The sequence below is a fragment of the Blastococcus sp. HT6-4 genome (assembly GCF_039679125.1).
Classification (GTDB): domain Bacteria; phylum Actinomycetota; class Actinomycetes; order Mycobacteriales; family Geodermatophilaceae; genus Blastococcus; species Blastococcus montanus.
Genome location: NZ_CP155551.1, coordinates 541,967 through 564,313, shown reverse-complemented (window position 1 = coordinate 564,313; position 22,347 = coordinate 541,967). Strand labels below are relative to the sequence as shown.

The following is a 22,347-nucleotide window of genomic DNA, read 5'->3' as shown; positions in this document are numbered from 1 at the left end:
CGACGCAGTGCCGATCGCGACGCAGTGCCGATCGCGACGCAGTGCCGATCGCGATCGCGACGCAGTGCCGATCGCGACGCAGTGCCGATCGCGACGCAGTGCCGATCGCGACGCAGTGCCGATCGCGACGCGATCGACGCAGTGCCGATCGCGACGCAGTGCGCGACGCAGTGCGATCGCGACGCAGTGCCGATCGCGACGCAGTGCCGATCGCGACGCAGTGCCGATCGCGACGCAGTGCCGATCGCGACGCAGTGCCGATCGCGACGCAGTGCCGATCGCGACGCAGTGCCGATCGCGACGCAGTGCCGATCGCGACGCAGTGCCGATCGCGACGCAGTGCCGATCGCGACGCAGTGCCGATCGCGACGCAGTGCCGATCGCGACGCAGTGCCGATCGCGCTAGGAGCCCAAGTCCATGTTGCCCCAGATGAGACGCCGCGCCTTCACCGTGACGCGCAGCAGAACTCGGTTCCAGTTCTCCGGCACGGGAGCGAGCAGCCGATCGGTCTCCACGGTGACGCGGGTGATCAGCCGGTCGTCCTGCAGCAGCGTGTACAGCGGATCATCCGCACTCGTGGGTCGCGCGCCCTCCGGCACCTGCTGCACGTGGGCAGGCGCACTGAGTGCGTCGAGCAACGTCTTCAGCCGATTGTCGATGTCACCTCGGACGATCGGCCCGGCCGCCGACTCGGGGCGCAGGAGGAGCACGTCGAGCTCTGCGGTCAGGTGCAGGTTGTCGTGCACGAGGGCCGCGTAGAACTGCCCGCTTCGCTCGACGAGCACGGAGATCTCCGTGGCCCCTGCGGGCTTCAGGAGATCGTGCCGATCGCGCAGCGGCTCGTGCTGCCACAACTCCACCAACTGCGGGTGCAGTGCTTCGCGGATCGCCTGCTGCGATCGCGGATTGCGCTTGCTGCCGGGCAGCGGCCCGTCGTAGGTGAGCGTGAATCGCACAGCCGGACACTACGGAGCAACAGCTCCACGACCGGCCAGAACTCAGTCCGACACCGGCACCTCGTGGCGCCACAGGAATGGCCAGTGACAACGGCGAAGGCGAATGCAGCCAGGTGAGGCGCCCGCACCTTGCCCGCCGTCCGGGGACGTTCGAGCCCCGGTCCGGAGGCGATCTGTGGCACGCAGGATCACCGGCCTCCCGAACGGCCAGCACCTGGCTGTTCCGGATCCGGCCGGCACGCTGGACGACGAACTGGCCCGCGCGGTCGCGCACTGGCGCAACGCCGGTACCCACACCGATGGCTCGCTGGCACGGCTGCTGGAGACCACCGCCGCCTTCACGCGGCGACTGCACGCGCAGGGCGTCGCGTCCTACACAGAGGTCTCGCCGGCACACGCCGCAGCGTTCGTGTCGGCTCGCACCCGGCACGGTGCAGCACCTGAGCTGGCGACCCGGCACGCACGCCGCACCGCACTGCGCACGCTGTTCCGCACACTGCGCGCACTGGGACTGCACGAGTCGGATCCCACGCTCGATCTGGTCCTTCCGCCGCGTGGTCAGCTGATCGCCCGGCCGCTGACCGACGACGAGGTCGGGCTGTGCCGGGCCAGTGCGCAGATGGGCGCCGGGGCCCGATCGCAGATGCGGGCGGTGGCGTGGGCGCTGGGCGAAGCCACCGCACTGTCCAGCGAGGTCACGATGGTCCGCATCCGGGATCTCGACGACCCCGACCAGCCCACTGGCGTGCTGCTGCCCGGCACGCGCGATCTCGACGCTCGGCGCGGTGAGCTGTCGGCCTGGGGACGCCGAGTGCTGCACCGCCGGACCGCCACCCTGCTGGAGAACGGCGCCACCACGGACACGCTGCTGTGCTACTCCGGATCGGCGCCGCCGGGTGGATCGAAGGCGCAGGCTGCCGCCTGCAACGCGCTGCGCCACGTGCTCGCCGCCGCCGGCCTCGGCGCCGAACCGGACGTACGCCCGGCCTCGCTGCGGCACTGGGCCGGCCGACGCCTCCACGACCGAGGAGCACGGATCGAGCAGGTCGCCCGCGTGCTGGGGCACCGCAGCCTGGACATCACCGCCGCACACATCGGCCTGGACTGGCGGGGCGCCCGATGAGCCGGCGCAGGGCCCGCAGCACCGGGCTGACCGCGATCGAGCAGGTGCGGGCGGTCTTCCGGCTGCCGGCGCTGTACCAACTCGGCGCCCTGGTCGAGCGGCGGCCGGTAGGCCGGCCCGCCGACTTCCCGCCGTACCTGCTGCTGGGCTACGGGGTGCTGGCCCGGGTGTTCCGCTCCGGTGCCCGTGTGGAGATCGAGCTGGCCCAGCCGGCGACGTGGTCGGTCATCGTCGACACCGTCCAGCAGATGCGCCGGCAGCGACCGGACCTGGAGATCGCCGCACCGCCGCGGCGGGCGCCGGGCTGGGACGCCTACCGGTACGCCCGCAACCGGCGGTTCACCGCCGAGGACGTCCTCGAGGAGCTGTGCGAGGAGTTCACCGACTTCGCCGTCGCCCAGGCCCAGGAAGCAGGGCTGCTGCGCCCCGACGGCCCCGGATCGCTGTGCCACCCGGACCGCAGCCGCGTCGTCTACGGCGACGGGACCGTCGTCTCACCCATGTACCGCCCGCCCGCCGCCAAGCGCGTCAAGGACGAGGACGGCGTCACCCGCACGGTCTACCTCGACGCAGCGGGCAACCCGATCGACGCTCCGCGCAAGCGGTACGACCCCGACAGCGCAGAGCACCACGGCCACACCGGGCCGGTGCACGGGCAGAACTTCGTCGGCCTCTACGTGCGCGGCGACGGCCCGCACCAGCGGATCGTGCTGGCCGTCGATCGGGTCCCCCGGCCCGGTGCCGAGGCCGACACGGCCGTCGACCTGCTCAAGCGGCTGCACGCAGTGGCCGGCGGCGGGATTCAGGCCGTCGTCTACGACGGCGCTCTGCGCGGCAAGCACATCGACGATCTGATGAGCACCTGCGGCGTCGTGGTCATCAACAAGGTGCACGCCACGTCCCGCTCGCCCGGCCGGCGCCGCACCACGCCGGCTGAAGGCAACCCACGCTGGTACGCCCTGGGCACCTGGCAGCACGACACAGACGGCGGGCCGTGCACGCACACCCTCGCCGCCGTCGACGGTGCGGTCAGCGAGGTGGGCCTCGACGCCGAGGGCGGCCCCATCGTGCTCGCCCGCCTGGTGCGGCGACAGGTGAAGCGGCCGCGGCGCAAGAACGGCCGCTATCACTTCACCGCCGGCTACGCCGTCCCCTGTCCGACCGGGGAGTTCCTCGCCTGGATCAGTCCGCACCCGCAGCACCCCGGGGACGTCGGGCGCCCCGACGCCGTCCGGCTGATCGCCGAGGGCGAGCCGGACTTCGACGTCTACACGCTGCGCAGCGACAGCGAGAGCCACAACAGCGGCTTCAAGCGCACGCTCCTGGTCGACCGCGCGCAGAGCCTCGGCGGCCGCCGCCAGCTCCTCGACTTCCTCAGCTACGGGCTGCTCACCAACGCCATCACCGCCCACCACGCCGCAGCCGCGGACGTGGTGCCCCTGCGCCGCGCCGCCTGAGCGACCGGCCGACGGAAGGACGTGCCCATGTCCGCCCACACCCCCTGCACCGTCGAGCAGGTCCTCGACCTGCCCGACGCCGCCGTCCTGCAGCTGCTCGCCGACCGGCTCTCCCCCACCGTCGCCGACACCATCCACGGCCTGCCCCGCCGCCCCGCCGCGGTCACCGAGGCTGCGTCGGCGCGGGTCCGCTACCTGCTGCTCCTGCTGGCCTTCGACACCAGCCCCTTCGCCTGCCCGGACTGCAGCGCCGACCTCCACGCCGATCTCGACGCCGCCCTGCGCTGCGCGACTGAACACGGGGCGCTGGCCGCACGGGCCCAGAACCAGGCCGACCGGGCCGCCCGCCGGCTCGCCGACCTCGTCACCACCGGCACCACCAACCGCTGGGACTGACCTCCGCTTGCGACGCCGAACGGCGCCGCACCCGTGCCGGATCGAGCGGACACCGCTCCGCGCACCCGGCGAACCCGCCGTCCCCTGCGCCGTCCAACGGAGGCCCACATGACCCACCCGCAGCTCGACTCCATCCACCGGCTGCGTCGCCACCAGCTGCTCGCCCACCGCGAGGAGCTCGCCACCGCCGCGGTCGAACACCTCGGCCACGATCTCCCCGGCGCAGACGTGCTGTTCCGCGCCGTCAACCTCGTCGAGGAGCTGATCCGCGTCGAGTTCCCCGCCACCTGGCAGGAGCACTACGTCGACTGGCTCAACCGCGACGCCGAGCGGCTGCACGACGCCGAAACGCCTCGCACCGACGTCTGCCGCATCTGCCGCACCGCGGCCCGGACGGTTGTCCGCGACGAGGTCGCACCGCCCCACGCTGCCTGACCGCACCATCCCCGACTCGACGAGCCCCGGCCTCCGCCGGGGCTCGTCGCTGTTCCGTCGCACGACCACATCGCGGGCGACTGCCGATGCGGTTTCCCGTTCGAACGGTCCCCGGACGTCCCAACCCGACGTCCGAAGGACCGCCCGATGCACCGCTCCAACAAGCGCCCCGCCAGCGGCTACCAGGCGCAGTTCACCGCGAACAGCCTCGCAACCCCAATCCTGATCGACGACCGGCCCGCGCTCACCGACCTACCCCTGGCCGGCCCTCGTCGGAAGAAGGAGGGTCGTGGCGGTGCGACCGCCAACCTCGTGGTGTTCCGCACCATCATCCGCAGCCCGCTGCTGCCGGCGTTCACCGCCGCGCTGCCCCGGGTCCGTGGTGGCCGCCCCACCCCACTGCCCGACCTGTACTGGGTGTTCTACGGCTCCGCGATGCGTGAGCTGGCCAGCAACGAGCAGCTGGACCAGGAGCTGCCGCAGGTGTGGACCGAGATCCGCAAGGAGTTCTGGTTCGAGCACGGCGTCCTGCTGCCCGACGCCCTGCCCAACGGCGAAATCCCCGGTGGCAGCTACAGCTACCGCAAGTGGCGCAAGCGGCGCTTCTTCCCCGAGAAGAAGACCAGCCCGCTGCCGCACCTCGTCGGCCGGCTCACCGACATCTCCATCCCGCTGGCCCTGGCGGTGCGCGCCGCCGAGGGCGGCGACGTGCCCCGCGAGCTCATCGACCCCGCGGTGTGGGACATCGTCGCCATCGACGGCACCGTCCTCAACGCCCCCTCCGACGTGCGCCAGGAGCAGGTCGTCGACCACAACGGTGGGGTCCTCCGCGACGAGAACGGGCACCCGGTCCTGCAGGTGACCGGCAGCCGCGCGAAGAAGGGCCGGCCCCGTGTGCACCACGACGTGACCGACGCCCGCGGCAAGGAGCACGGCGCGAAGCACGGCCTGTACAACGTCGTCGCCACCACAAAGGGCATCGACACCTACACCCGCGTCGTCCTCGGCCTGGACATCGGTGACCCGGGCGAGGGCGAGGACCCAGTCGCCATGCGCGTCCTGCGCGGCCTCTACAGCCGCGCCGGCCACGTGTTCCCGGTGCTGACGATCGACGGAGTCGGCAAGCCGGGCATGTATCAGGACCTCGTCGCCGAGTTCGGCGTCTACGTCGTGAACCCCCAGAGCGCCCGCGCCCGGGAGAAGGGCGAGGCGCAGGCCGACCCGGCGAACGCCCACCTCACCGGCACCACGATCCGCCGCTACGGGGTCAAGAAGGACCAGGTCAAGCTCAGCTACGACACCCCGCTGGACACCGTCTGCCACGAGGTCGACGGCGTGGCCCATGAGCACCACCTGGTCGCCGATGACGGCGCCGTCTACGAGACCGACCGCCCGGCCACGCGCGGCAGCCGCGTCCGCAAGCTCGGCATGCTCACGCCGACCAGCGTGGAGCGGCGGCGCGACGCCGACGGCCGGTACTACCTGCTGCTCACCCTCACCCGTCGCTGCGCGCGCGGCGGCGAGTTCACCGCCACGCTCGAGCTGCGCTGGACCAAGCCGATCAAGGATGGACGGGTGCCCTGGCGGTCGATGATCGCCAACGTGCGGGTCATCCCCGAGGAGCTCATCGAGAAGTACGGCCTGACCTTCGGTAAGCGCAACCAGATCGAGAGCTTCTTCGGCTGGCTGGAGAAGCGGTTCTACGTCAAGGACCGGCACGCCAGCTGGGGCCGCGAGGCGCAGCTGCTCGACCTGGTGTTCTCCGCCCTGCTGCACAACGCCGAGGCCTGGGCGCACCTGGCCTATCGGCACCCCCAGGTGGCGGCCGACCTCGCGCGCGAGCTGGCCGACCTCCCGGCGGCCATCCCCAGCAGCAGCTCGACCTCGGTCAAGGAGGAGCTGCTCGCCGCCTGACCGGCGACTGACAACGCCACAGGGGCTCCGGACGGTGCACCGCGTTCACACCACGCGACCACCGACCGGAGCCCCTCGTGCTGCAAGCCGCCGCCGACCGCTACGACTACACGCCCCTACTTCGCCGCACCGACCCGACCATCGCCCCGCTGATCCCGATCGACCTCGTCCAGGCCGTCGACGTCGCCGCCGAGATGACCGGCGACCTGACCGCCACCCTGCCCCTCATCGCCGACATCTGGCAGCAGGTCAGCCCCGACCTCGACACCACCGCGAACATGCTCGGCGTCCTGGCCGCGTTCACCACCACCGCGACCGCCGCCGGCGCCACCGCCTGGCACGACGTGCCCACCGAACTCATCGCCGAGTTCATCCACGCCCCCGGTCCCAGCGCAGGAGACGTGTGCCGGCTGCGGAAGAACGTCGTCCACGGCGCCTACCTCGCGCTGTACGACGCCGGCCTGTTCGACGTCGTCAGCCCCGCTGCGGGCGTCGACCCCGTTCCCGGTCAGGTTCGCACGGACGACCGCGGCTCCGTCCGCACCGCCACCCACGACGAGATGCTGATCCTGCGGCTCGCCAGCCGGCTGGCCGTCTCCTCCCGTGCCGTTCACCTGTCGGCCGCGGCCGTCGCCATCTGCTCGGCGTCCGCGACCACCACCGAGGCGCCGCAGGTGCTGTGGGGGCACGCGGACCTGACCGGCGACGCCCGGCAGCTCGCCCTCGCCGGCAGCCCGAGCGCTACCAACGACGACGAGGCACGCATCGAGGCACGGATCGTCACCCTCGACCCGTGGGAGGCCGAGGTCCTCACCGACTGGCACACCGAGCTCCAGGCGAAGGACAAGCCCGGCAAGACCTCGCGGGTCGCCCCTGCGACCTCGGTCCTCTACACGGGCAAGCAGGCCCTCGACAGCAACAGCGCGCACGTGGGCGCCGACCAGCAGGTCCGCAAGGCGTTCGCGATCGCCGACCTCGGCCGCGAGCTCGGGTTCTCCGCCGGGTCACTCCGACTGTGGGCTGCCGCACGCCACGTCACCAGCTTCGCCACGCTGATCACCGGTGCCACCATCGCCGGCATCGACCCGTTCACCCTGCACCGCCAGGTGACTCGGGGGAACGATCACGGACGCGCGCGTACCCGTGCCTGAGCGGGTCTCCTGCCATGCTGGCCCGGTGACGAGCCGTGAGGACGTCCTCCGGACGTGGTGGGAACAGCTCGGGTCCGCTGTCGGCGAGGTCGTGAACCAGTCGGATCCCGAGGGCCTTCTGGACATGGGTGCCCCGCAGGACGAGTACTCGAGCGAGATCGACAGCCTCACGTCCCTGGCTGTACGCGAGGACCTGACCGAGCGCTCCGTCCTCGCGGTCTGGGAGCGAGCATTCGGCCCCGGCAGCTGCCTCTCCCAACGTCCCGAGTTGTTGACGTCGCTGACGCAGCAACTGCTCGCAGTGCGTGAGGAACGCCCTTCGCCGTAGTCGGTCAGACGAATCAGTTCGGTTCCGGACTCGGCGGATCTCGTTGAACTTCTACCCATTCAGCAGCCGCGCGGCCTGTTCCGCGGCCCTGCTGGGCGACCACTGATCGCCCAGATCGTCCCGGTACACGACCTCCACTTGTGACCACCCGAGTACTTCCACGATCGCCTTACGGGTCTCGTGCTCAACGAGACCAGGCGTAGACGCCTCCGTGGAGAACGGGCCGTCTGGAGCCTCCATGACCGCGATCCACCGGCTGGGCTCGATCGGGAACACCTCGACCTCGATGCGGCGCACGAGGGCATGTTGCCCGACCGCGGCCAGGAACGGCGGTCGGCTGCTGCCGCCGCGACATGGCGTGTCAGGAGAGCTTCGGTCCGCTCAGGCAGGATGCCGGTGTGGCAGCAGATGACGGACCGGGTGGGGGCGACGATCGCACCGGGACGCTGCTCGCTGGGCTCGCAGATCGCCTTCGCGTCGAGTTGGCGAGCTCCGCGCGCGTCGAGACGGGCGAGTTCCTCGATGGCCAGGGCACCTCTTGGGAGCTGAGGCCCGCCAACCCCCGATCTGCTCCCGTTCAGTGGATGGCGTTCGGTGACGAGATCGTCCTCCAGGCGGGACAGCTGAACCGTGGAGGCCGCTGGGAGCTCGAGCGCACACCCGAAGATGTCGCGTTCGTCGAGGCCGTTGTTCGTGCCACCATCGCCGGCAGGGTCGTGGAGACCTCCGCGTTGGCGCGCTCGCGGGTCGACGTGACGTTGGAGGACGGGCGTGTAGTGCGTGAGACCGGCTACGAGGGCTGCCTGCTCGGCCTCCTCCCCCTTCCGGGATGGCGGCGTTGGGGGCAGGTGTCGCGCTACGAGCCTTACGCCCCTCCGTCGCAGTGAGTTGGTGCACAGGAGGCGTCCCAAGAGACACCGACCGGCGTTCCAGGATCCGCCTCACGGCCACCCGAGATGCAGTAGGGCGCTGAGCAGGAAGGGCCGCGAAGTCGCAGGTCAACCGAGTTGTTCCCATACGCCACGCCGGCGGGACATGAGTTCCCGGCCCGGCACAAGGATAGGGACAGCGCAGGGTGACGGCCCCGAGGGACGTCAGGCGGCCTCGGTCTCGGTGCTGGGATCGGCGCGCGGGGGCTCGCCGCGCACGAAACCGGCAGGATCCCCGGCGTGCAGCGGGTCAGCGGCGAGCCAGCGGGCGAAGCCGGCCGGGTCGCGGCGCTCCAGCTCGTCGAGGACCTGCGACCGCCGGGCCACCAGGCGCTGCCGCGCCGTCGCCACGAGCGGTCCGCGCAGGGCGTCGCCGGTGCGCAGCCACTCCTCCCCCAGCGCCGCGGTCGGCAGCCCGGCGACGGGTGCGCCCGGGGCCCAGGCGGGGGACGTCGCACGGAGGTCCGACCCGGCCGCCATCGCGGCCTCCCGGCGTTCGCGCAGCCAGCGCAGCGCGGCCCAGCTCGAGCCGGCCACCAGGACGAGCAGCAGCGCCGTCCCGCCGCCGGCGATGACCGCGGTACCGCTGACGACCAGCAGTCCCCCGATGGTCACGGCGGCCGCCTGCACGGCCGCCTCCACGGCGGAGCGGCGCCCGGGGCCGGCCGACTCGCTCGCCACACCGGCCGCCACGCACCCGGCCAGGGCTCCGGAGACGCAGACGGCGACCACCCCGGGACCGCGTAACGCGATCCCGCCGACGACCGCCACCACGGCCGCGCAGGCCAGGGCGAGTCCGGTGAGGAAGCGGAGGAAGGGACCACGGACGGACACGGCAGGCCTCCACGGCGCGACGGGACGGGGTGGCCCGCAGGGCACGCCCCCCGGCCACGCTCGCGCCACTACCCGGCTTCGGCCGCGAATGCACACGCAGCCACGAATCGATCACCCACCACCTCGGTGGCCGGCGGCACCGGGCAGGATCGACGCACGTGGGGTCCTCCGTGGTCGACGTCGACGTCCGGCTCGGCGTCGTCCTCGCCGCCCTCACCGCGCTGGCCGCCGTCAGCGGCCGGCTCTCCGGTCTCGGCGAGGACCGCGCGGTGCTGGTCGCCGCGGCGCGCGCCACCGTCCAGCTCGCCGTCGTCTCCGCCGTGCTGCTGATCGTCGTCGACTCGCTGTGGCTGTCGGCGGCATTCGTGCTGCTCATGGTCACCGTCGCCACCGCCACCGCCGCCGGCCGGATCACCGGCCTGCCGCTGCGCTCGCCCGGAGCAGGCCCCCGGCTGGCCGCGGCAGCGCTCCCGGTCGTCGGTGGCGCCGCCCCGGTCGTCGGCCTGGTGCTGGCCAGCGGCACCGTCCCCCTGCGGGGGACGGCGGTCATCCCGATCGCCGGGATCGTCATCGGCGGCGCCATGTCGGCGACGTCCCTGGCCGGCCGGCGGTTGCGGGACGAGCTGAACCGCCGCCACGGCGAGGTCGAGGCCGCCCTCGCCCTCGGCCTGCCGCCACGCGACTCCGTGCTCCTGGTCGCCCGGCCGGTCGCCGGCACCGCGCTGATCCCGCCGCTCGACCAGACCCGCACCGTGGGCCTGGTCACCCTGCCGGGCGCGTTCGTGGGCGTCCTGCTGGGCGGCGGCAGCCCGCTGGAGGCCGGCGCCGCACAGCTGCTCGTGCTGATCGGCCTGCTCGCGGCCGAGGTGCTGGCCGTCTGGGCCGTCACCGAGCTGGTCGCCCGCGGCCGCGTGCTGCCCGTGCCGCGGTAGCACCCAGGAAGCTCACAGGGTCCGTCCAGCGTTGCGCCAGTGGCGGGGCGGACAGTGGGTACCGACGCGGCGGCCGGATGGCTGCGCGATGAGAGGACCGAGACCAGTGAGCGAGCAGCAGCACCAGTACCCGGGCGCGGGCCAGCAGTTCGTCTGGCAGCCACCGCAGCAGCCGACGACCCCGCAGCCGATGGCGACCCCGACCTACCCCGGCTACGGCGGTCTGCCGTCCGCGGCGACCAGCGTCCCGGAGCGACCCGAGCCCCCGCGCGGGAGTCGGCTGCGGATCGGGCTGGCCGGCCTGGTCGCCGGCGCCCTGATCGGCGGTGGTGCCGGTGCCGGCGTCGCCACGCTCGTCGACGAGCCCACCACCGGCGGAGGCACGACGGCGGCCACGCAGAGCGTCACCATCGAGAACCCCGAGCGCGCCACGACCGCCACCGCGGCCGCGGCGAAGGCCGCCCCCAGCGTCGTCACCGTCTACGTCGCCAGCGGGTCCAGCGCGGGCAGCGGGTCCGGCGTCGTCCTGACCTCGGACGGCTACGTGCTCACCAACAACCACGTCGTCGCGGGCGGGGGCGGCGGCGCGGGCACCGTCCAGGTGCGCACCGCCGACGGCACGCTCTACGACGCCGAGATCGTGGGCACCGACCCCGCGTTCGACCTCGCCGTGCTGCGCCTGGACGACGCCACGGACCTCGTCGCGGCCACCTTCGCCGATTCGGACGCGGTGCAGGTGGGTGACGTCGCCGTCGCGATCGGCGCGCCGCTGGGCCTGTCGAACACGGTGACCGACGGCATCATCAGCGCCACCGGCCGTGCCGTGGCCACCGGCTCGACGCAGGACGACGCCACCGTCCTCGACGCCATCCAGACCGACGCGGCGATCAACCCCGGCAACTCCGGTGGTGCGCTGGTCGACGGCGCCGGTGAGGTGATCGGGATCAACACCGCGATCGCCACGGTCGCGTCGGGCCTGCCGGGCGGTCAGGCGCAGAGCGGCAACATCGGTGTCGGCTTCGCGATCCCGGGCAACAGCGCGCAGCGGATCGCGCAGGAGATCATCCGGACCGGCAGCGCCACCCGCGCCTACCTGGGGGTCCGGGCGAGCACCGCCGCCGACGACCAGAACCGCGAGGTCGGCACCGGCGCGGAGGTCGTCACCGTCGAGCCGGGCAGCGCGGCCGAGGACGCCGGGCTGCGCGCCGGTGACGTCGTCACCGCCGTCGGCAAGCGGCCGGTGACCACCTCGACCGAGCTGACCGCCGCGATCCGCAGCAAGGCCCCCGGCGAGACCGTCGAGCTGACCGTCCGGCGCGGTTCGGACGTCCGCACCGTCGAGGTCGCCCTCGGCGAGACGGGCTGACGCCCACGGGAGAGGCCGCCCGGGCCCGTCCCTAGGCTGGGCCGGGTGGCCTCTCCCCGACTGACCGCGCCGCTGGCCGGGTCGCTCGACGACCCGGCCAGAGCCCGTGACCTGGCCCGGATGAAGCGGCTGGCGACCGGGCTGTTCGTCCTGGCCGCCGCGGTCTTCCTCGCCTGCGTGCTCATCGGCGAGGACGCCGGCGCGTGGGTGGGCTACGTCCGGGCGACGGCGGAGGCCTCGATGGTCGGCGCGCTGGCCGACTGGTTCGCCGTCACCGCCCTCTTCCGGCACCCGCTGCGGCTGCCGATCCCGCACACCGCGATCATCCCGCGCAAGAAGGACCAGATCGGCGAGAGCCTGGGCACCTTCGTGCAGGAGAACTTCCTGACCCGCGCCGTCGTCGAGGAGAAGCTCACCACCATCGACGTCCCCGGTCGCCTGGGTGGGCTGCTCAGCGCACCGGGACGGGCCGAGCGGCTGGCCGGCGACGCCGCCGCCGCCGTCACCGCGCTGACCGAGCTCCTGCGGGACGAGGACCTCGAGCCGGCGGTCGCCGCCCTGGTGGACCGCAAGCTGCACGAGACCCCGGCGGCGCCGGCCCTGGCCCGCGTCCTGGAGCTGGTCGTCGACGGCGACCGGCACCAGGAGGTGCTCTCGGCCGCGCTGCGCCTGATGGCCCGCTTCCTGCACGAGAACCGGCTGGTGTTCCGGGCGCAGCTGGGCGACGCCTCCCCCGCCTGGGTGCCCGACTGGGTCGACGACCGCGTCTTCGACCGGGTCTTCGCCGGCCTGCAGGGCTTCTTCGACGAGGTGGGCGCCGATCCGCGGCACGAGCTGCGGAGGTCCTACGACGCCCGCCTGCGCGCCTACGTCCACGCGCTCCGGACCGATCCCGCCACCGCCGCCCGCGTCGAGGAGCTGAAGCGGGAGGTCCTCGAGCACCCCGCCGTCCGCACGTGGTCCGGCTCGCTGTGGACCAACGCCAAGAACGCGGTGCTCGTGGCCGCCGCCGATCCCGACTCGGAGCTGCGGACCCGTCTGACGGCGCTGATCCTCGACGGCGCCACGATGCTCCGCACCGACCCGACCGTGCGCGAGCTGGTGCAGCGGCACGCACACGGCGTCGCCGGCTACCTGGTCGAGCGGTTCTCCGGCGATCTGGCCGAGCTGGTCAGCAGCACCGTCGCCCGGTGGGACACCGAGGAGACCAGCCGCCGGATCGAGCTGCAGGTGGGCCGCGACCTGCAGTGGATCCGGGTCAACGGCACCGTCGTCGGCGGCCTCGCCGGCCTGGTCATCTACACGGTCGCCCAGCTGCTCGGCTGACGCGCCCGGTCCGTGTGCGCTGATGCGCAGTTCGGCGGCTCAGAACCGCGCATCAGCGCACACCGTCACCGGCGGGCGGCCGCGGCGGCGTAGAGGGCGATGCCCGCGGCGACGCTGACGTTGAGGGACTCGGTGGCGCGGTCGATGGGGATGCGCACGACGACGTCGCACTTCTCCCGCACCAGCCGCGACAGGCCGGTGCCCTCGGCGCCCACGACCAGCGCCACCGGGTCGGCGAAGCCGTCGTACTCGTGCAGGTCGACGTCGCCGTCACCGGCCAGGCCCACGGTCTGCAGCCCGGCGTCCTGGTAGGACGCGAGCGCTCGCGGCAGGTTGACGGCACGGGCGACACGCAGCCGGGCCGCCGCGCCCGCGCTGGTGCGCCACGCCGAGGCGGTCATGCCCACGGCCCGGCGCTGCGGGACGACGACCCCGTGCGCGTCGAAGGCGGCGGCGGAGCGGACGACCGCACCGAGGTTGCGCGGGTCGGTGACGCCGTCCATCGCCACGACCAGCGGCGTGCGGCCCGAGTTCCGTGCGACGTCGAGGAGGTCGTCCGGATGCGCGTAGTCGTACGGCGGCACCTGCAGGCCGATGCCCTGGTGCAGGGCGCCCTGGGACATCCGGTCGAACTCGCCCTTGCCGACCTCGAGCAGCGGCAGACCGCGGTCCGCCGCCAGCGCGAGGGCCTCGGCGATCCGCTCGTCGGTGCCGCCCCGCGTGGTGTCGCCGGTGACGACGTACAGCGCCGTCGCGGGGATCTGGGCGCGCAGCGCCTCGACGACCGGGTTGCGGCCGAGCAGCAGCTCGGGCGACTCCTCGGCGCGCTGCCGGGCGCGGGCCCGGTCGGCCCGCGCCTTCGCGTCGGCCGCCGCCCGGCGCTGGGCCGGATGGCCGGGCCGCGCCTCGGCGGGCGGGGTGGCGCCCCGGCCGGCCAGCGACCGGCGGTTCTTGCCGCCGGTCCCGGCCGTCGCGGTCTTCTTGCCCGCACCGGTCGTGCGGCCGCGGCGCTGGCTGTTGCCGGCCATCAGCGGGTCAGCTCCCATCGGGGTCCCTGGGGGGTGTCCTCGACGGAGACGCCGAGGGTGGCGAGCTGGTCGCGGATCGCGTCCGCCGCCGGGAAGTCCTTGCGTGCGCGGGCGGCCTGGCGCTGCTCGAGGGCCAGGGACACCAGGCCGTCGGTCACCTGGGCCAGCCGCTCGTCGCTGCCGCCGGTGGCCCACTGCGGGTCCAGCGGGTCCAGGCCCAGCACCGCCAGCATCGCACGGACCGACCCGAGGGGGCCTGCGACGGCGGCGTCGTTCCCGTCGGCGAGCGCGGTGTTGCCCTCGCGCACCAGCTCGTGGATCGCGGCGACGGCGGCCGGCGTCCCGAGGTCGTCGTCCAGCGCTGCGCTGAAGTCGGCGCACAGGACCCGCGACCCGGCGTCGGCGCCCACCCGCTCCGCCGCGCGCTTCACGAAGGACTCGATGCGGCGGTAGGCCTGCCCGGCCTCCTCCAGCGCGGCGTCGGTGAACTCGATCGTCGAGCGGTAGTGCGGCGCCACCAGGTAGTAGCGGAGCTCCACGGGGCGGACCCGGCGGACCACCTCGTCGACCAACGCTGTGTTGCCCAGCGACTTGCTCATCTTCTCGCCGCCGAGGGTCACCCAGCCGTTGTGCAGCCAGTACTGCGCGAAACCGTCGCCGGCGGCGCGGGACTGCGCCTGCTCGTTCTCGTGGTGCGGGAAGCGCAGGTCCAGACCACCGCCGTGGATGTCGAACTCCGCACCGAGGTAGCGCTCGGCCATCGCCGAGCACTCCAGGTGCCAGCCGGGCCGGCCGCGACCCCAGGGCGTCGGCCAGGACGCGGTCTCCGGCTCACCGGGCTTGGCCGCCTTCCACAGCGCGAAGTCGCGCGGGTCCCGCTTGCGCTCGTCGGTCTCGGTGTCGGCCGCGGGCTGGAGGTCGCCGAGCTTCTGCCCGGTCAGCGCGCCGTACTCGGGGAAGGACCGCACGTCGAAGTAGACGTCGCCGTCGACCGCGTAGGCGTGCCCGCGCTCGATCAGGCGGGCCATCAGCTCCACCATGTCGGTGATGTGCCCGGTCGCCCGCGGCTCGTAGGTGGGCGGCAGGACACCGAGGACGTCGTAGGCGCGGGTGCAGGCGCGCTCGTTCTCGTAGGCCCAGGCCCACCACGGGACACCGTTCGCGTCGGCCTTGGCCAGGATCTTGTCGTCGATGTCGGTGACGTTGCGGACGTAGGTGACGTCGAGCCCCTGCGCGGTCAGCCAGCGGCGCAGCACGTCGAAGACGAGGGCGGCGCGCACGTGGCCCACGTGGGGCGGACCCTGGACGGTGAGCCCGCAGACGTAGAGCGACGCCTCTCCCGGACGCAGGGGGACGAAGTCCCGGACCGCACGGGCTGCGGTGTCGAAGAGGCGGAGGCTCACTGCGCCGAGTCTACGGAGGCGCCGGTCAGGACCGCGCCGCCTGCACCGTCGTCTCCCCCGTCCGGACGACCAGGGCGGTGGCCACGGCGGCCCGGCCCTCGCCGCGGCCGGTCAGCCCGAGGCCGTCGGTCGTCGTCGCGGTCACGCTGACCGGGGCGCCCAGCGCCGCGGAGAGCACCGCTTCGGCCTCGCCGCGCCGGGGCCCGAGCTTGGGGGTGGTGGCGACCAGCTGGACCGAGACGTTGCCCACCCGCCAGCCGGCCGCGGCCAGCACCTCGCGGACGTGCGCCAGGACGTCGGCGCCGCGGGCTCCGGCCCAGCGCGGGTCGTCGGTGCCCAGCAGGCCACCGATGTCACCGAGCCCGGCGGCGGAGAGGACCGCGTCGGTGACCGCGTGCGCCACGACGTCGCCGTCGGAGTGCCCGGCGCAGCCGTCGGCCCCCGGCCACTCCAGCCCGGCCAGCCGGCACGGCCGGCCCGGCTCGATGGGGTGGACGTCGGTCCCGATGCCGACGCGCGGCAGTTCGGTCACCGGGCCACCTGCAACTCCGCGAGGGTCAGGTCGTGCGGGACGGTGACCTTGGCGGCCCGCTCGTCGCCCGGCACGGTGGAGACCGGGATGCCCGCGGCCCGGACGACGGCGGCGTCGTCGGTGAGCTCCGCGGCGTCGTCGAGGGCGGCGTACGCGGCCACCAGGGTCGCGCGGTCGAAGCCCTGCGGGGTCTGCACCCGGCGCAGCCGCGCCCGGGGCACCGCGTCGGCGACCACGCCGTCGTCGTCGACGACCACCGTGGTGTCCACGACGGGCAGGACCGGCACGACCGCGCGGGCTCCTGTGGCGAGGGCGGCGAGCACGCGGGCGACGACGTCGGGCGGGGTGAGCGGCCGGGCGGCGTCGTGCACGAGCACCGCGTCGGCGTCGGGGCCCGCAGCCGCCAGCCCCGCGCGGACGGAGGCCGTGCGGGTCGCTCCGCCGTCGACCAGCCGGACGCCGGCCGGGAGCGCGGCGGCGAAGGCGTCCCGTTCCGCCGGCGGCACGGTGACGACCACGTCGGTCACTCCCCCGGCGAGCAGCCCGTCGACGGCCCAGCAGACCAGCGGCCGGCCGGCCAGCGGGACCAGCGCCTTCGGCCGGTCGGCGCCCAGACGCGAACCGCTCCCGGCCGCTGCGACGATGGCGGCAGCGTGCACGGGAGCGGTTCGGTTCGTTCTGGGTGGGCGCGGAGCGCTCAGCTGGCGAGAACCTCGTCGAGCAGGATCTCGGCCTTGTCCTCGTTGGTGCCCTCGGCGAGCGCGAGCTCGCTCACCAGGATCTGGCGAGCCTTGGAGAGCATCCGCTTCTCGCCCGCGGAGAGCCCGCGGTCCTTGTCGCGACGCCACAGGTCGCGGACGACCTCGGCGACCTTGTTGACATCGCCCGAGGCGAGCTTCTCCAGGTTGGCCTTGTACCGATGCGACCAGTTGGTCGGCTCCTCGGTGTGGGGCGCCCGCAGGACCTCGAAGACCCGGTTGAGGCCCTCCTGACCGACGACGTCACGGACGCCCACGATCTCCGCGTTGTCGGCCGGCACACGCACGGTCAGGTCGCCCTGGGCGACCTTCAGCACGAGGTACGACTTCTCGACGCCCTTGATGGTGCGCTGCTCGATCGCCTCGATGAGCGCCGCGCCATGGTGCGGGTAGACAACGGTCTCGCCGACAGTGAAGCCCATGTGGATGTGACCCCTTTCGCTGGCCCAAGGTTAGCACGGCACACTGACCAACGGATCGGTCCCGGGCAGTAAATATGCAGGTCAGAGGCCTGATCCGCGGGGCGTAGGGGGTTGACACGGCGTGATTGATGTGCCTTCGGGGGCGCCCAGGTACGTCGCCGGGGCCCGCGCGCTGGCCCTCTCCACCCATCCCGGGCCGACGGTCGCGGTCACGACCGTGGCCACCCTCCTGGCGCTCGTCGCCGACGTCCCGGCCGGTCGCACGGCGCTGCTCTGCGCCGCCGTTCTCGCAGGTCAGGCGTCCATCGGCTGGAGCAACGACTGGCTGGACGCGGAGCGCGACCGGGCCGTCGCGCGGTCGGACAAGCCCGTCGTCCAGGGCGCCGTCACGCCGGCCGGGCTGCGCCGCGCGGCCCTCCTCGCGGCGGCCACGGCCGTCGTCCTGTCGCTGCTCCTCGGGATCGTCCCCGGACTGCTGCTCCTCCTCCTGGTCGCGAGCGGCTGGGCCTACAACGCCGGTCTCAAGCGGACGGTCTGGTCCGGAGCCGGCTACGTCGTCGGCTTCGGCGCCCTGCCCGCCGGTGTGGTTACCGCCGCCCCGGGCGACCCCGCCGTCCCGTGGTGGCTGGTGGCCGCCGGGGCGATGCTCGGCGGCGCCGCCCACCTCGCGAACGTCGCCCCCGACCTCGAGGACGACCTGGCCACGGGGGTGCGCGGCCTGCCCCACCGCCTGGGGCCGCGGCTCTCCGCCGCCACGAGCGCACTGCTGCTGGCCGCGGCGTCCCTGGTGCTGGTGCTCGCACCGCCGGGCGACCCGACGGCGACCGGGTGGGCCGCCCTCGCGCTGGCGGTCCCCGCCGCCGCCGTCGCGGCCCTCTCCGGCACCGCCGCCCGCTTCCGGCGGCTGGCGTTCCCGGCGGTGATGCTGCTGACGGTGCTCGACGTCGCCCTCCTGCTCGGCGGCGGTGCGACGGTCGCCTGACGACGCGCTGGGCGCCGACGCGCGGCCGGCGCCCTTCCCTCCGGACGGTCGGCGCGGGCGATCGGTACGCTCGGGACGTCCCCGCGCCACCGATCCCCGGCGGCCGGCACGGTCCTCCTGGAGGTCGACGACTGTGAACCGCGCTCTGCGCGCCGCCACGATGGGCGTCCTGCTCGTGTCCCCGATCGCCCTGAGCGCGTGCAGCGCCGGGCAGGTCACGCAGACCGCCACCCAGGTGCGCGACAGGGTGGGCGCGACCGCCGAGGTCGGCGAGCTCACGCTCCGCGCGGTCACGCTCGCGTATCCCCGGGGTGGCACGTACGACGCCGGCGACGACGCCGAGCTCCTCATGGCCGTCGCGAACGCGGGGACCGAGGACGACACGCTGATCGACATCTCGGGCGACGGCTTCGGCGACGCGGAGATCGAGGGCACCTCCGGCTCGGCCGCCGGCTCCGGCGGGCTGGAGATCCCGGGCCGCGATCGGGTGTTCGTGGGCGCCGAGGACGGGCCGACGATCATGCTGACCGACCTGGACCGGTCGCTCAGCACCGGCGAGGGGATCGAGCTCACCCTCACCTTCCAGGAGGCCGGCGAGGTCACGGTGCTCGCCACCGTGGGCACGCCCGACGAGGCCCTCCAGCGGGGGGAGCCGTTCGACTTCCACCACGAGGAGGAGGCCGAGGGCGAGGAGGCCGCCCACTAGGGCCCGGCAGCCGGCGCCACCGCCGATCGAGGCGTTCCCGGCCGGCGTCCGCTCCCCGGAACTGTCGGCGCCGGCGGTTAGCGTCGGCCCGTGCCCAGCCCCGGAGTGAAGTCCGCCCGCCCCGCCCACCGCTGCACCGACTGCGGCTACTCCTCCCCCAAGTGGGTCGGCCGCTGCCCCGAGTGCCAGGCCTGGGGCACCCTGCAGGAGACCGGCGCACCGGCCACCGGCCTCCGGGCGGTGGCCGCCGGCCAGGTCAGCGCCCCCGCCCGCCCGATCGCGCAGGTCGAGCTCGCGGGCGCCCGCGCCGTCCCCACCGGGATCGCCGAGTTCGACCGGGTCCTGGGCGGCGGCCTCGTCCCCGGCGCCGTCCTGCTCGTCGCGGGCGAGCCGGGTGTCGGCAAGTCCACGCTCCTGCTCGAGGTGGCGCAGCGGGTCGCGGCGGCCAACGGCCCGGCCCTGGTCGTCTCGGGCGAGGAGTCCGCCGGCCAGGTGCGGCTGCGGGCCGAGCGGATCGGCGCCCTGCACGACCGGCTGTACCTGGCCGCCGAGACCGAGCTGTCGGCGGTCCTGGCCCACGTCGAGGCGGTCAACCCCTCGCTGCTGGTGCTCGACAGCGTGCAGACGGTCCGGTCCCCCGCCGTGGAGGGCACCGACGGCGGCTCCACCCAGGTTCGCGCGGTGGCTTCGGCGCTGACGGGTGTGGCGAAGACCCGGGGGATGACGACGGTCCTCGTCGGCCACGTCACCAAGGACGGCGCCATCGCCGGCCCGCGGACCCTCGAGCACCTCGTCGACGTCGTCATCTCCTTCGACGGCGAGCGGCACTCCACGCTGCGGATGGTCCGGGCCACCAAGAACCGGTTCGGTCCCGCCGACGAGATCGGCTGCTTCGAGATCGGCGACAGCGGGGTCGTCGGTGTCCCCGACCCCTCGGCGCTGTTCGTGTCGCGCCGGGCCGACCCGGTGCCCGGGAGCTGCGTGACCGTCACGCTGGAGGGCAGCCGGCCGTTGCTGGCCGAGGTGCAGGCGCTGGTGGCGAGCACCGGGGGTGGCGGCTCGCCCAGGCGGGCGGTGAGCGGGCTGGACTCCCAGCGCGTCGCCATGGTGAACGCGGTGGTGGAGCGGCGTGGCCGGGTCAAGCTCGCGGACGCCGACGTGTTCGCCGCCTCCGTCGGCGGGGTCCGGATCGCCGAGCCGGCGGCCGACCTCGCACTCGCCCTGGCCATCGCGTCCGCGGCCAAGGACACCCCGCTGCCGGCCGGGATGGTGGCCCTCGGCGAGGTGGGGCTCTCCGGTGAGATCCGCCGGGTGGGTGGCACCGGCCGCCGGTTGGCCGAGGCCGCGCGCCAGGGTTACCGGGTCGCGCTCGTACCGCCGGACGCCGGGTCACCGCCCCCCGGGATGCGGCTGATCGAGGTGCCCGACCTGGGTGCGGCCTTCCATCGACTCTTCTGAGCCCGTAGGGTCTCGGAATAGGGTCGGCCTCGGGGCGGCCCCACCCCCCGAGGGCGCCCCGGTCACCGACGCGCCACGTAGACTCGGCCCCCGCACCACTCGACCGTCAGGAGCGCTCGTGCCCGCCGCTGTGGACCCCGAGATCGCCCTGCGCGAACTCCTCGGCCGCATCGCCCCCGGGACGGCGCTGCGCGACGGCCTCGAGCGCATCCTCGCCGGCCGTACCGGCGCCCTGATCGTCCTCGGGTACGACCGGGTCGTGGAGTCGTTGTGCACCGGCGGGTTCGCGCTGGACGTCGCGCTCTCGGCCACCCGGCTGCGCGAGCTGGCCAAGATGGACGGCGCCGTGATCGTGTCCTACGACGGCACCCGCATCGTCCGCGCCGGCGTCCACCTCATGCCCGATCCGACGGTCCCCACCGAGGAGTCCGGCACCCGGCACCGCACCGCCGAGCGGGTGGCCCTGCAGACCGGCTTCCCGGTGATCTCGGTGAGCCAGTCGATGCACATCATCAGCGTGTACGTCGCCGGCCGCCGGTACACCCTCGAGCACCCGACCACGATCCTGGCCCGCGCGAACCAGGCGCTCGCCGCGCTCGAGCGCTACAAGCTCCGCCTCGACGAGGTCGCCAGCACCCTCTCCGCGCTGGAGATCGAGGACCTCGTCACCGTGCGCGACGCCATGAGCGTCAGCCAGCGGCTGGAGATGGTGCGGCGCATCGCCGACGAGATCGAGGGCTTCGTCGTCGAGCTGGGCACCGACGGGCGGCTGCTGGCCCTCCAGCTGGACGAGATGCTGGCCGGCGTGGAGGAGGACCGCGGGCTCCTCGTGCGGGACTACCTCCCGCCCACCGGCCGGCGCGTGCGCACGATCGACCAGGTGCTCACCGACCTGCGGGCGCTGACCGCGACCGAGCTGCTCGACCTGTCGGCCGTCGCCCGCTGCTACGGGCTGCCGACGTCGCCCGATGCACTGGACTCCCCCGTGAGCCCCCGGGGGTACCGCCTGCTCGCCCGGGTGCCCCGGCTGCCGGCCGGCATCATCGACCGCCTCGTCGACCACTTCGGGGGACTGCAGAAGCTGCTGGCGGCCACCATCGAGGACCTGCTGGCCGTGGAGGGCGTCGGCGAGGCCAGGGCCCGCGGGATCCGGGAAGGGCTGTCCCGGCTCGCCGAGACCTCGATCCTCGACCGCTACAGCTGAGCGTCCGCCCCTCAGCCGAGCGTGAGCGGGGCGTCGCCGGAGACCTTCGTGTCCAGCCTCCCCCGGATCACGTAGCTGCCCGGTGGCGGCGGCACCCGCTCGGCCGTGCAGGTGGGTTCGCTGGTCAGTCCGCCCCACACCAGCGGCAGCACCACTGCCTCGCCGGGCGCGAGCGTCCGCTCGTCGCTGCTGGTCTCCGGGAAGCAGTCGTTGCTGCCCCACACCCGGGCCCGGGAGGCGTCGACCATCACCAGCTCCTGGAGCTGCTTGTCCAGCGCCCGCACACAGGGCACCGCCGAGGTGTTGACCACCACCAGCTCGAAGCTCGGCTTGCTGCCCACGGCCACCTGACCGGGGGTGCGGACCTCGAGCCCGATCATGTCGTCGGTGCACGGCCCTCCCGGAGTGGGCCCCTCCGGCGCCTGTGGCGGGGCCGGCGCGGTCACCGGGGTGGTCGCCGGCATCCGCAGGCCGGCCACCGACGGCACGACGCGTTCCAGGGCCGGTAGCTCCGTGGGCTCGGCGGTGCCGGTCCCGGACGTCGCCACCGCCTGGTCCCCCTGTGCCGACACGAGGCGCACCGCGCCCCAGGCCAGCCCGGCCAGGACCAGCAGGAGGACGACCAGCACGGTCAGCCGGCGCCGCCAGTAGACGGCTGCGGACAGCGGACCGACCGGGTGCAACACGCCGGGAACGGTAGTGCGCC

General features: G+C 73.9%; 24 protein-coding genes. 15 read left to right on the top strand and 9 right to left on the bottom strand.

Annotation, left to right across the window (positions count from 1 at the left end):
• Window positions 1-402: 402 nt before the first annotated feature.
• On the bottom strand, window positions 403-957 hold the full coding sequence (locus tag ABDB74_RS02655; RefSeq protein WP_346621535.1) for a hypothetical protein: 555 nt from the start codon (window positions 955-957) through the stop codon (window positions 403-405).
• 103 nt (window positions 958-1,060) lie between these two features.
• Between ABDB74_RS02655 and ABDB74_RS02650 the strand changes: the two genes are divergently transcribed.
• The 7 genes from ABDB74_RS02650 (at window position 1,061) to ABDB74_RS02620 (ending at window position 7,761) form a co-directional block, all read left to right on the top strand.
• On the top strand, window positions 1,061-2,080 hold the full coding sequence (locus ABDB74_RS02650) for a hypothetical protein (protein WP_346621533.1): 1,020 nt from the start codon (window positions 1,061-1,063) through the stop codon (window positions 2,078-2,080).
• Window positions 2,077-3,537, top strand: coding sequence for a hypothetical protein (locus ABDB74_RS02645; protein WP_346621532.1), 1,461 nt, complete (start codon window positions 2,077-2,079; stop codon window positions 3,535-3,537). Before ABDB74_RS02650 ends, ABDB74_RS02645 begins: the two co-directional genes overlap by 4 nt.
• Before the next feature lie 27 nt (window positions 3,538-3,564).
• Complete coding sequence (locus tag ABDB74_RS02640) at window positions 3,565-3,933, top strand: hypothetical protein (RefSeq protein ID WP_346621530.1); 369 nt, start codon at window positions 3,565-3,567, stop codon at window positions 3,931-3,933.
• A 108-nt stretch (window positions 3,934-4,041) separates the two neighbouring features.
• Window positions 4,042-4,368: a hypothetical protein gene (locus ABDB74_RS02635; RefSeq protein ID WP_346621528.1), complete on the top strand. Its 327-nt coding sequence runs from the start codon at window positions 4,042-4,044 to the stop codon at window positions 4,366-4,368.
• 147 nt (window positions 4,369-4,515) lie between these two features.
• Window positions 4,516-6,282, top strand: a complete 1,767-nt coding sequence (locus ABDB74_RS02630; RefSeq protein WP_346621527.1) for a hypothetical protein — start codon at window positions 4,516-4,518, stop codon at window positions 6,280-6,282.
• A 77-nt stretch (window positions 6,283-6,359) separates the two neighbouring features.
• Window positions 6,360-7,433: a hypothetical protein gene (locus ABDB74_RS02625; protein ID WP_346621526.1), complete on the top strand. Its 1,074-nt coding sequence runs from the start codon at window positions 6,360-6,362 to the stop codon at window positions 7,431-7,433.
• 25 nt (window positions 7,434-7,458) lie between these two features.
• The gene (locus ABDB74_RS02620; protein WP_346621524.1) at window positions 7,459-7,761 is read left to right on the top strand and encodes a hypothetical protein; all 303 of its coding nucleotides are present in this window, start codon (window positions 7,459-7,461) and stop codon (window positions 7,759-7,761) included.
• A 51-nt stretch (window positions 7,762-7,812) separates the two neighbouring features.
• On the opposite strand, the gene ABDB74_RS02615 is transcribed toward ABDB74_RS02620, so the two are convergent.
• Window positions 7,813-8,058 carry a hypothetical protein gene (locus tag ABDB74_RS02615; protein ID WP_346621523.1) on the bottom strand — a complete coding sequence of 82 codons (246 nt, stop codon included), beginning with the start codon at window positions 8,056-8,058 and terminating at the stop codon, window positions 7,813-7,815.
• Between the two features lie 287 nt (window positions 8,059-8,345).
• On the opposite strand from ABDB74_RS02615, the gene ABDB74_RS02610 reads away from it, so the two are divergent.
• On the top strand, window positions 8,346-8,648 hold the full coding sequence (locus tag ABDB74_RS02610) for a hypothetical protein (RefSeq protein ID WP_346621522.1): 303 nt from the start codon (window positions 8,346-8,348) through the stop codon (window positions 8,646-8,648).
• Between the two features lie 207 nt (window positions 8,649-8,855).
• Here ABDB74_RS02610 and ABDB74_RS02605 read toward each other — a convergent pair whose 3' ends face one another.
• Window positions 8,856-9,524: a hypothetical protein gene (locus ABDB74_RS02605; RefSeq protein ID WP_346621520.1), complete on the bottom strand. Its 669-nt coding sequence runs from the start codon at window positions 9,522-9,524 to the stop codon at window positions 8,856-8,858.
• 158 nt (window positions 9,525-9,682) lie between these two features.
• On the opposite strand from ABDB74_RS02605, the gene ABDB74_RS02600 reads away from it, so the two are divergent.
• The 3 genes from ABDB74_RS02600 to ABDB74_RS02590 all read left to right on the top strand — a co-directional run bounded on the left by ABDB74_RS02600 (window position 9,683) and on the right by ABDB74_RS02590 (window position 13,148).
• Window positions 9,683-10,456, top strand: coding sequence for an ABC transporter permease (locus ABDB74_RS02600; protein WP_346621519.1), 774 nt, complete (start codon window positions 9,683-9,685; stop codon window positions 10,454-10,456).
• Between the two features lie 106 nt (window positions 10,457-10,562).
• The gene (locus ABDB74_RS02595) at window positions 10,563-11,822 is read left to right on the top strand and encodes a trypsin-like peptidase domain-containing protein (RefSeq protein ID WP_346621518.1); all 1,260 of its coding nucleotides are present in this window, start codon (window positions 10,563-10,565) and stop codon (window positions 11,820-11,822) included.
• 45 nt (window positions 11,823-11,867) lie between these two features.
• On the top strand, window positions 11,868-13,148 hold the full coding sequence (locus ABDB74_RS02590) for a DUF445 family protein (protein WP_346621517.1): 1,281 nt from the start codon (window positions 11,868-11,870) through the stop codon (window positions 13,146-13,148).
• Window positions 13,149-13,213: 65 nt separating this feature from the next.
• Here the strand turns inward: ABDB74_RS02590 and rlmB are convergent, their stop codons facing one another.
• From rlmB to ABDB74_RS02565, 5 genes are read right to left on the bottom strand one after another with little or no spacing between them, the layout of a single operon-like run.
• Entirely contained in the window at window positions 13,214-14,176 is a 963-nt protein-coding gene (rlmB, locus tag ABDB74_RS02585) for a 23S rRNA (guanosine(2251)-2'-O)-methyltransferase RlmB (RefSeq protein ID WP_346623843.1), read from the bottom strand.
• Window positions 14,176-15,579 (bottom strand): cysteine--tRNA ligase, encoded by a 1,404-nt coding sequence (cysS, locus tag ABDB74_RS02580; protein WP_346621515.1) that lies wholly within the window; start codon window positions 15,577-15,579, stop codon window positions 14,176-14,178. The genes rlmB and cysS overlap by 1 nt, the downstream gene beginning before the upstream one ends.
• Window positions 15,580-15,604: 25 nt before the next feature.
• Window positions 15,605-16,111, bottom strand: coding sequence for a 2-C-methyl-D-erythritol 2,4-cyclodiphosphate synthase (ispF, locus tag ABDB74_RS02575; RefSeq protein ID WP_346621513.1), 507 nt, complete (start codon window positions 16,109-16,111; stop codon window positions 15,605-15,607).
• Window positions 16,108-16,770 (bottom strand): 2-C-methyl-D-erythritol 4-phosphate cytidylyltransferase, encoded by a 663-nt coding sequence (gene ispD / locus ABDB74_RS02570; protein ID WP_346621512.1) that lies wholly within the window; start codon window positions 16,768-16,770, stop codon window positions 16,108-16,110. Before ispD ends, ispF begins: the two co-directional genes overlap by 4 nt.
• 38 nt (window positions 16,771-16,808) lie before the next feature.
• Window positions 16,809-17,291: a CarD family transcriptional regulator gene (locus ABDB74_RS02565; RefSeq protein WP_346621510.1), complete on the bottom strand. Its 483-nt coding sequence runs from the start codon at window positions 17,289-17,291 to the stop codon at window positions 16,809-16,811.
• Between the two features lie 121 nt (window positions 17,292-17,412).
• Here ABDB74_RS02565 and ABDB74_RS02560 point away from each other — a divergent pair, with 121 nt between their 5' ends.
• The 4 genes from ABDB74_RS02560 to disA all read left to right on the top strand — a co-directional run bounded on the left by ABDB74_RS02560 (window position 17,413) and on the right by disA (window position 21,641).
• On the top strand, window positions 17,413-18,273 hold the full coding sequence (locus ABDB74_RS02560) for a UbiA family prenyltransferase (RefSeq protein ID WP_346621508.1): 861 nt from the start codon (window positions 17,413-17,415) through the stop codon (window positions 18,271-18,273).
• 133 nt (window positions 18,274-18,406) lie between these two features.
• Window positions 18,407-18,979, top strand: coding sequence for a copper chaperone PCu(A)C (locus ABDB74_RS02555; RefSeq protein WP_346621506.1), 573 nt, complete (start codon window positions 18,407-18,409; stop codon window positions 18,977-18,979).
• A gap of 90 nt (window positions 18,980-19,069) precedes the next feature.
• The gene (gene radA / locus ABDB74_RS02550) at window positions 19,070-20,437 is read left to right on the top strand and encodes a DNA repair protein RadA (RefSeq protein ID WP_346621504.1); all 1,368 of its coding nucleotides are present in this window, start codon (window positions 19,070-19,072) and stop codon (window positions 20,435-20,437) included.
• A 118-nt stretch (window positions 20,438-20,555) separates the two neighbouring features.
• Entirely contained in the window at window positions 20,556-21,641 is a 1,086-nt protein-coding gene (gene disA / locus ABDB74_RS02545) for a DNA integrity scanning diadenylate cyclase DisA (protein ID WP_346621503.1), read from the top strand.
• Window positions 21,642-21,652: 11 nt separating this feature from the next.
• Here disA and ABDB74_RS02540 read toward each other — a convergent pair whose 3' ends face one another.
• Window positions 21,653-22,327 carry a MucR family transcriptional regulator gene (locus tag ABDB74_RS02540; RefSeq protein ID WP_346621501.1) on the bottom strand — a complete coding sequence of 225 codons (675 nt, stop codon included), beginning with the start codon at window positions 22,325-22,327 and terminating at the stop codon, window positions 21,653-21,655.
• Between the last annotated feature and the right edge of the window lie 20 nt (window positions 22,328-22,347).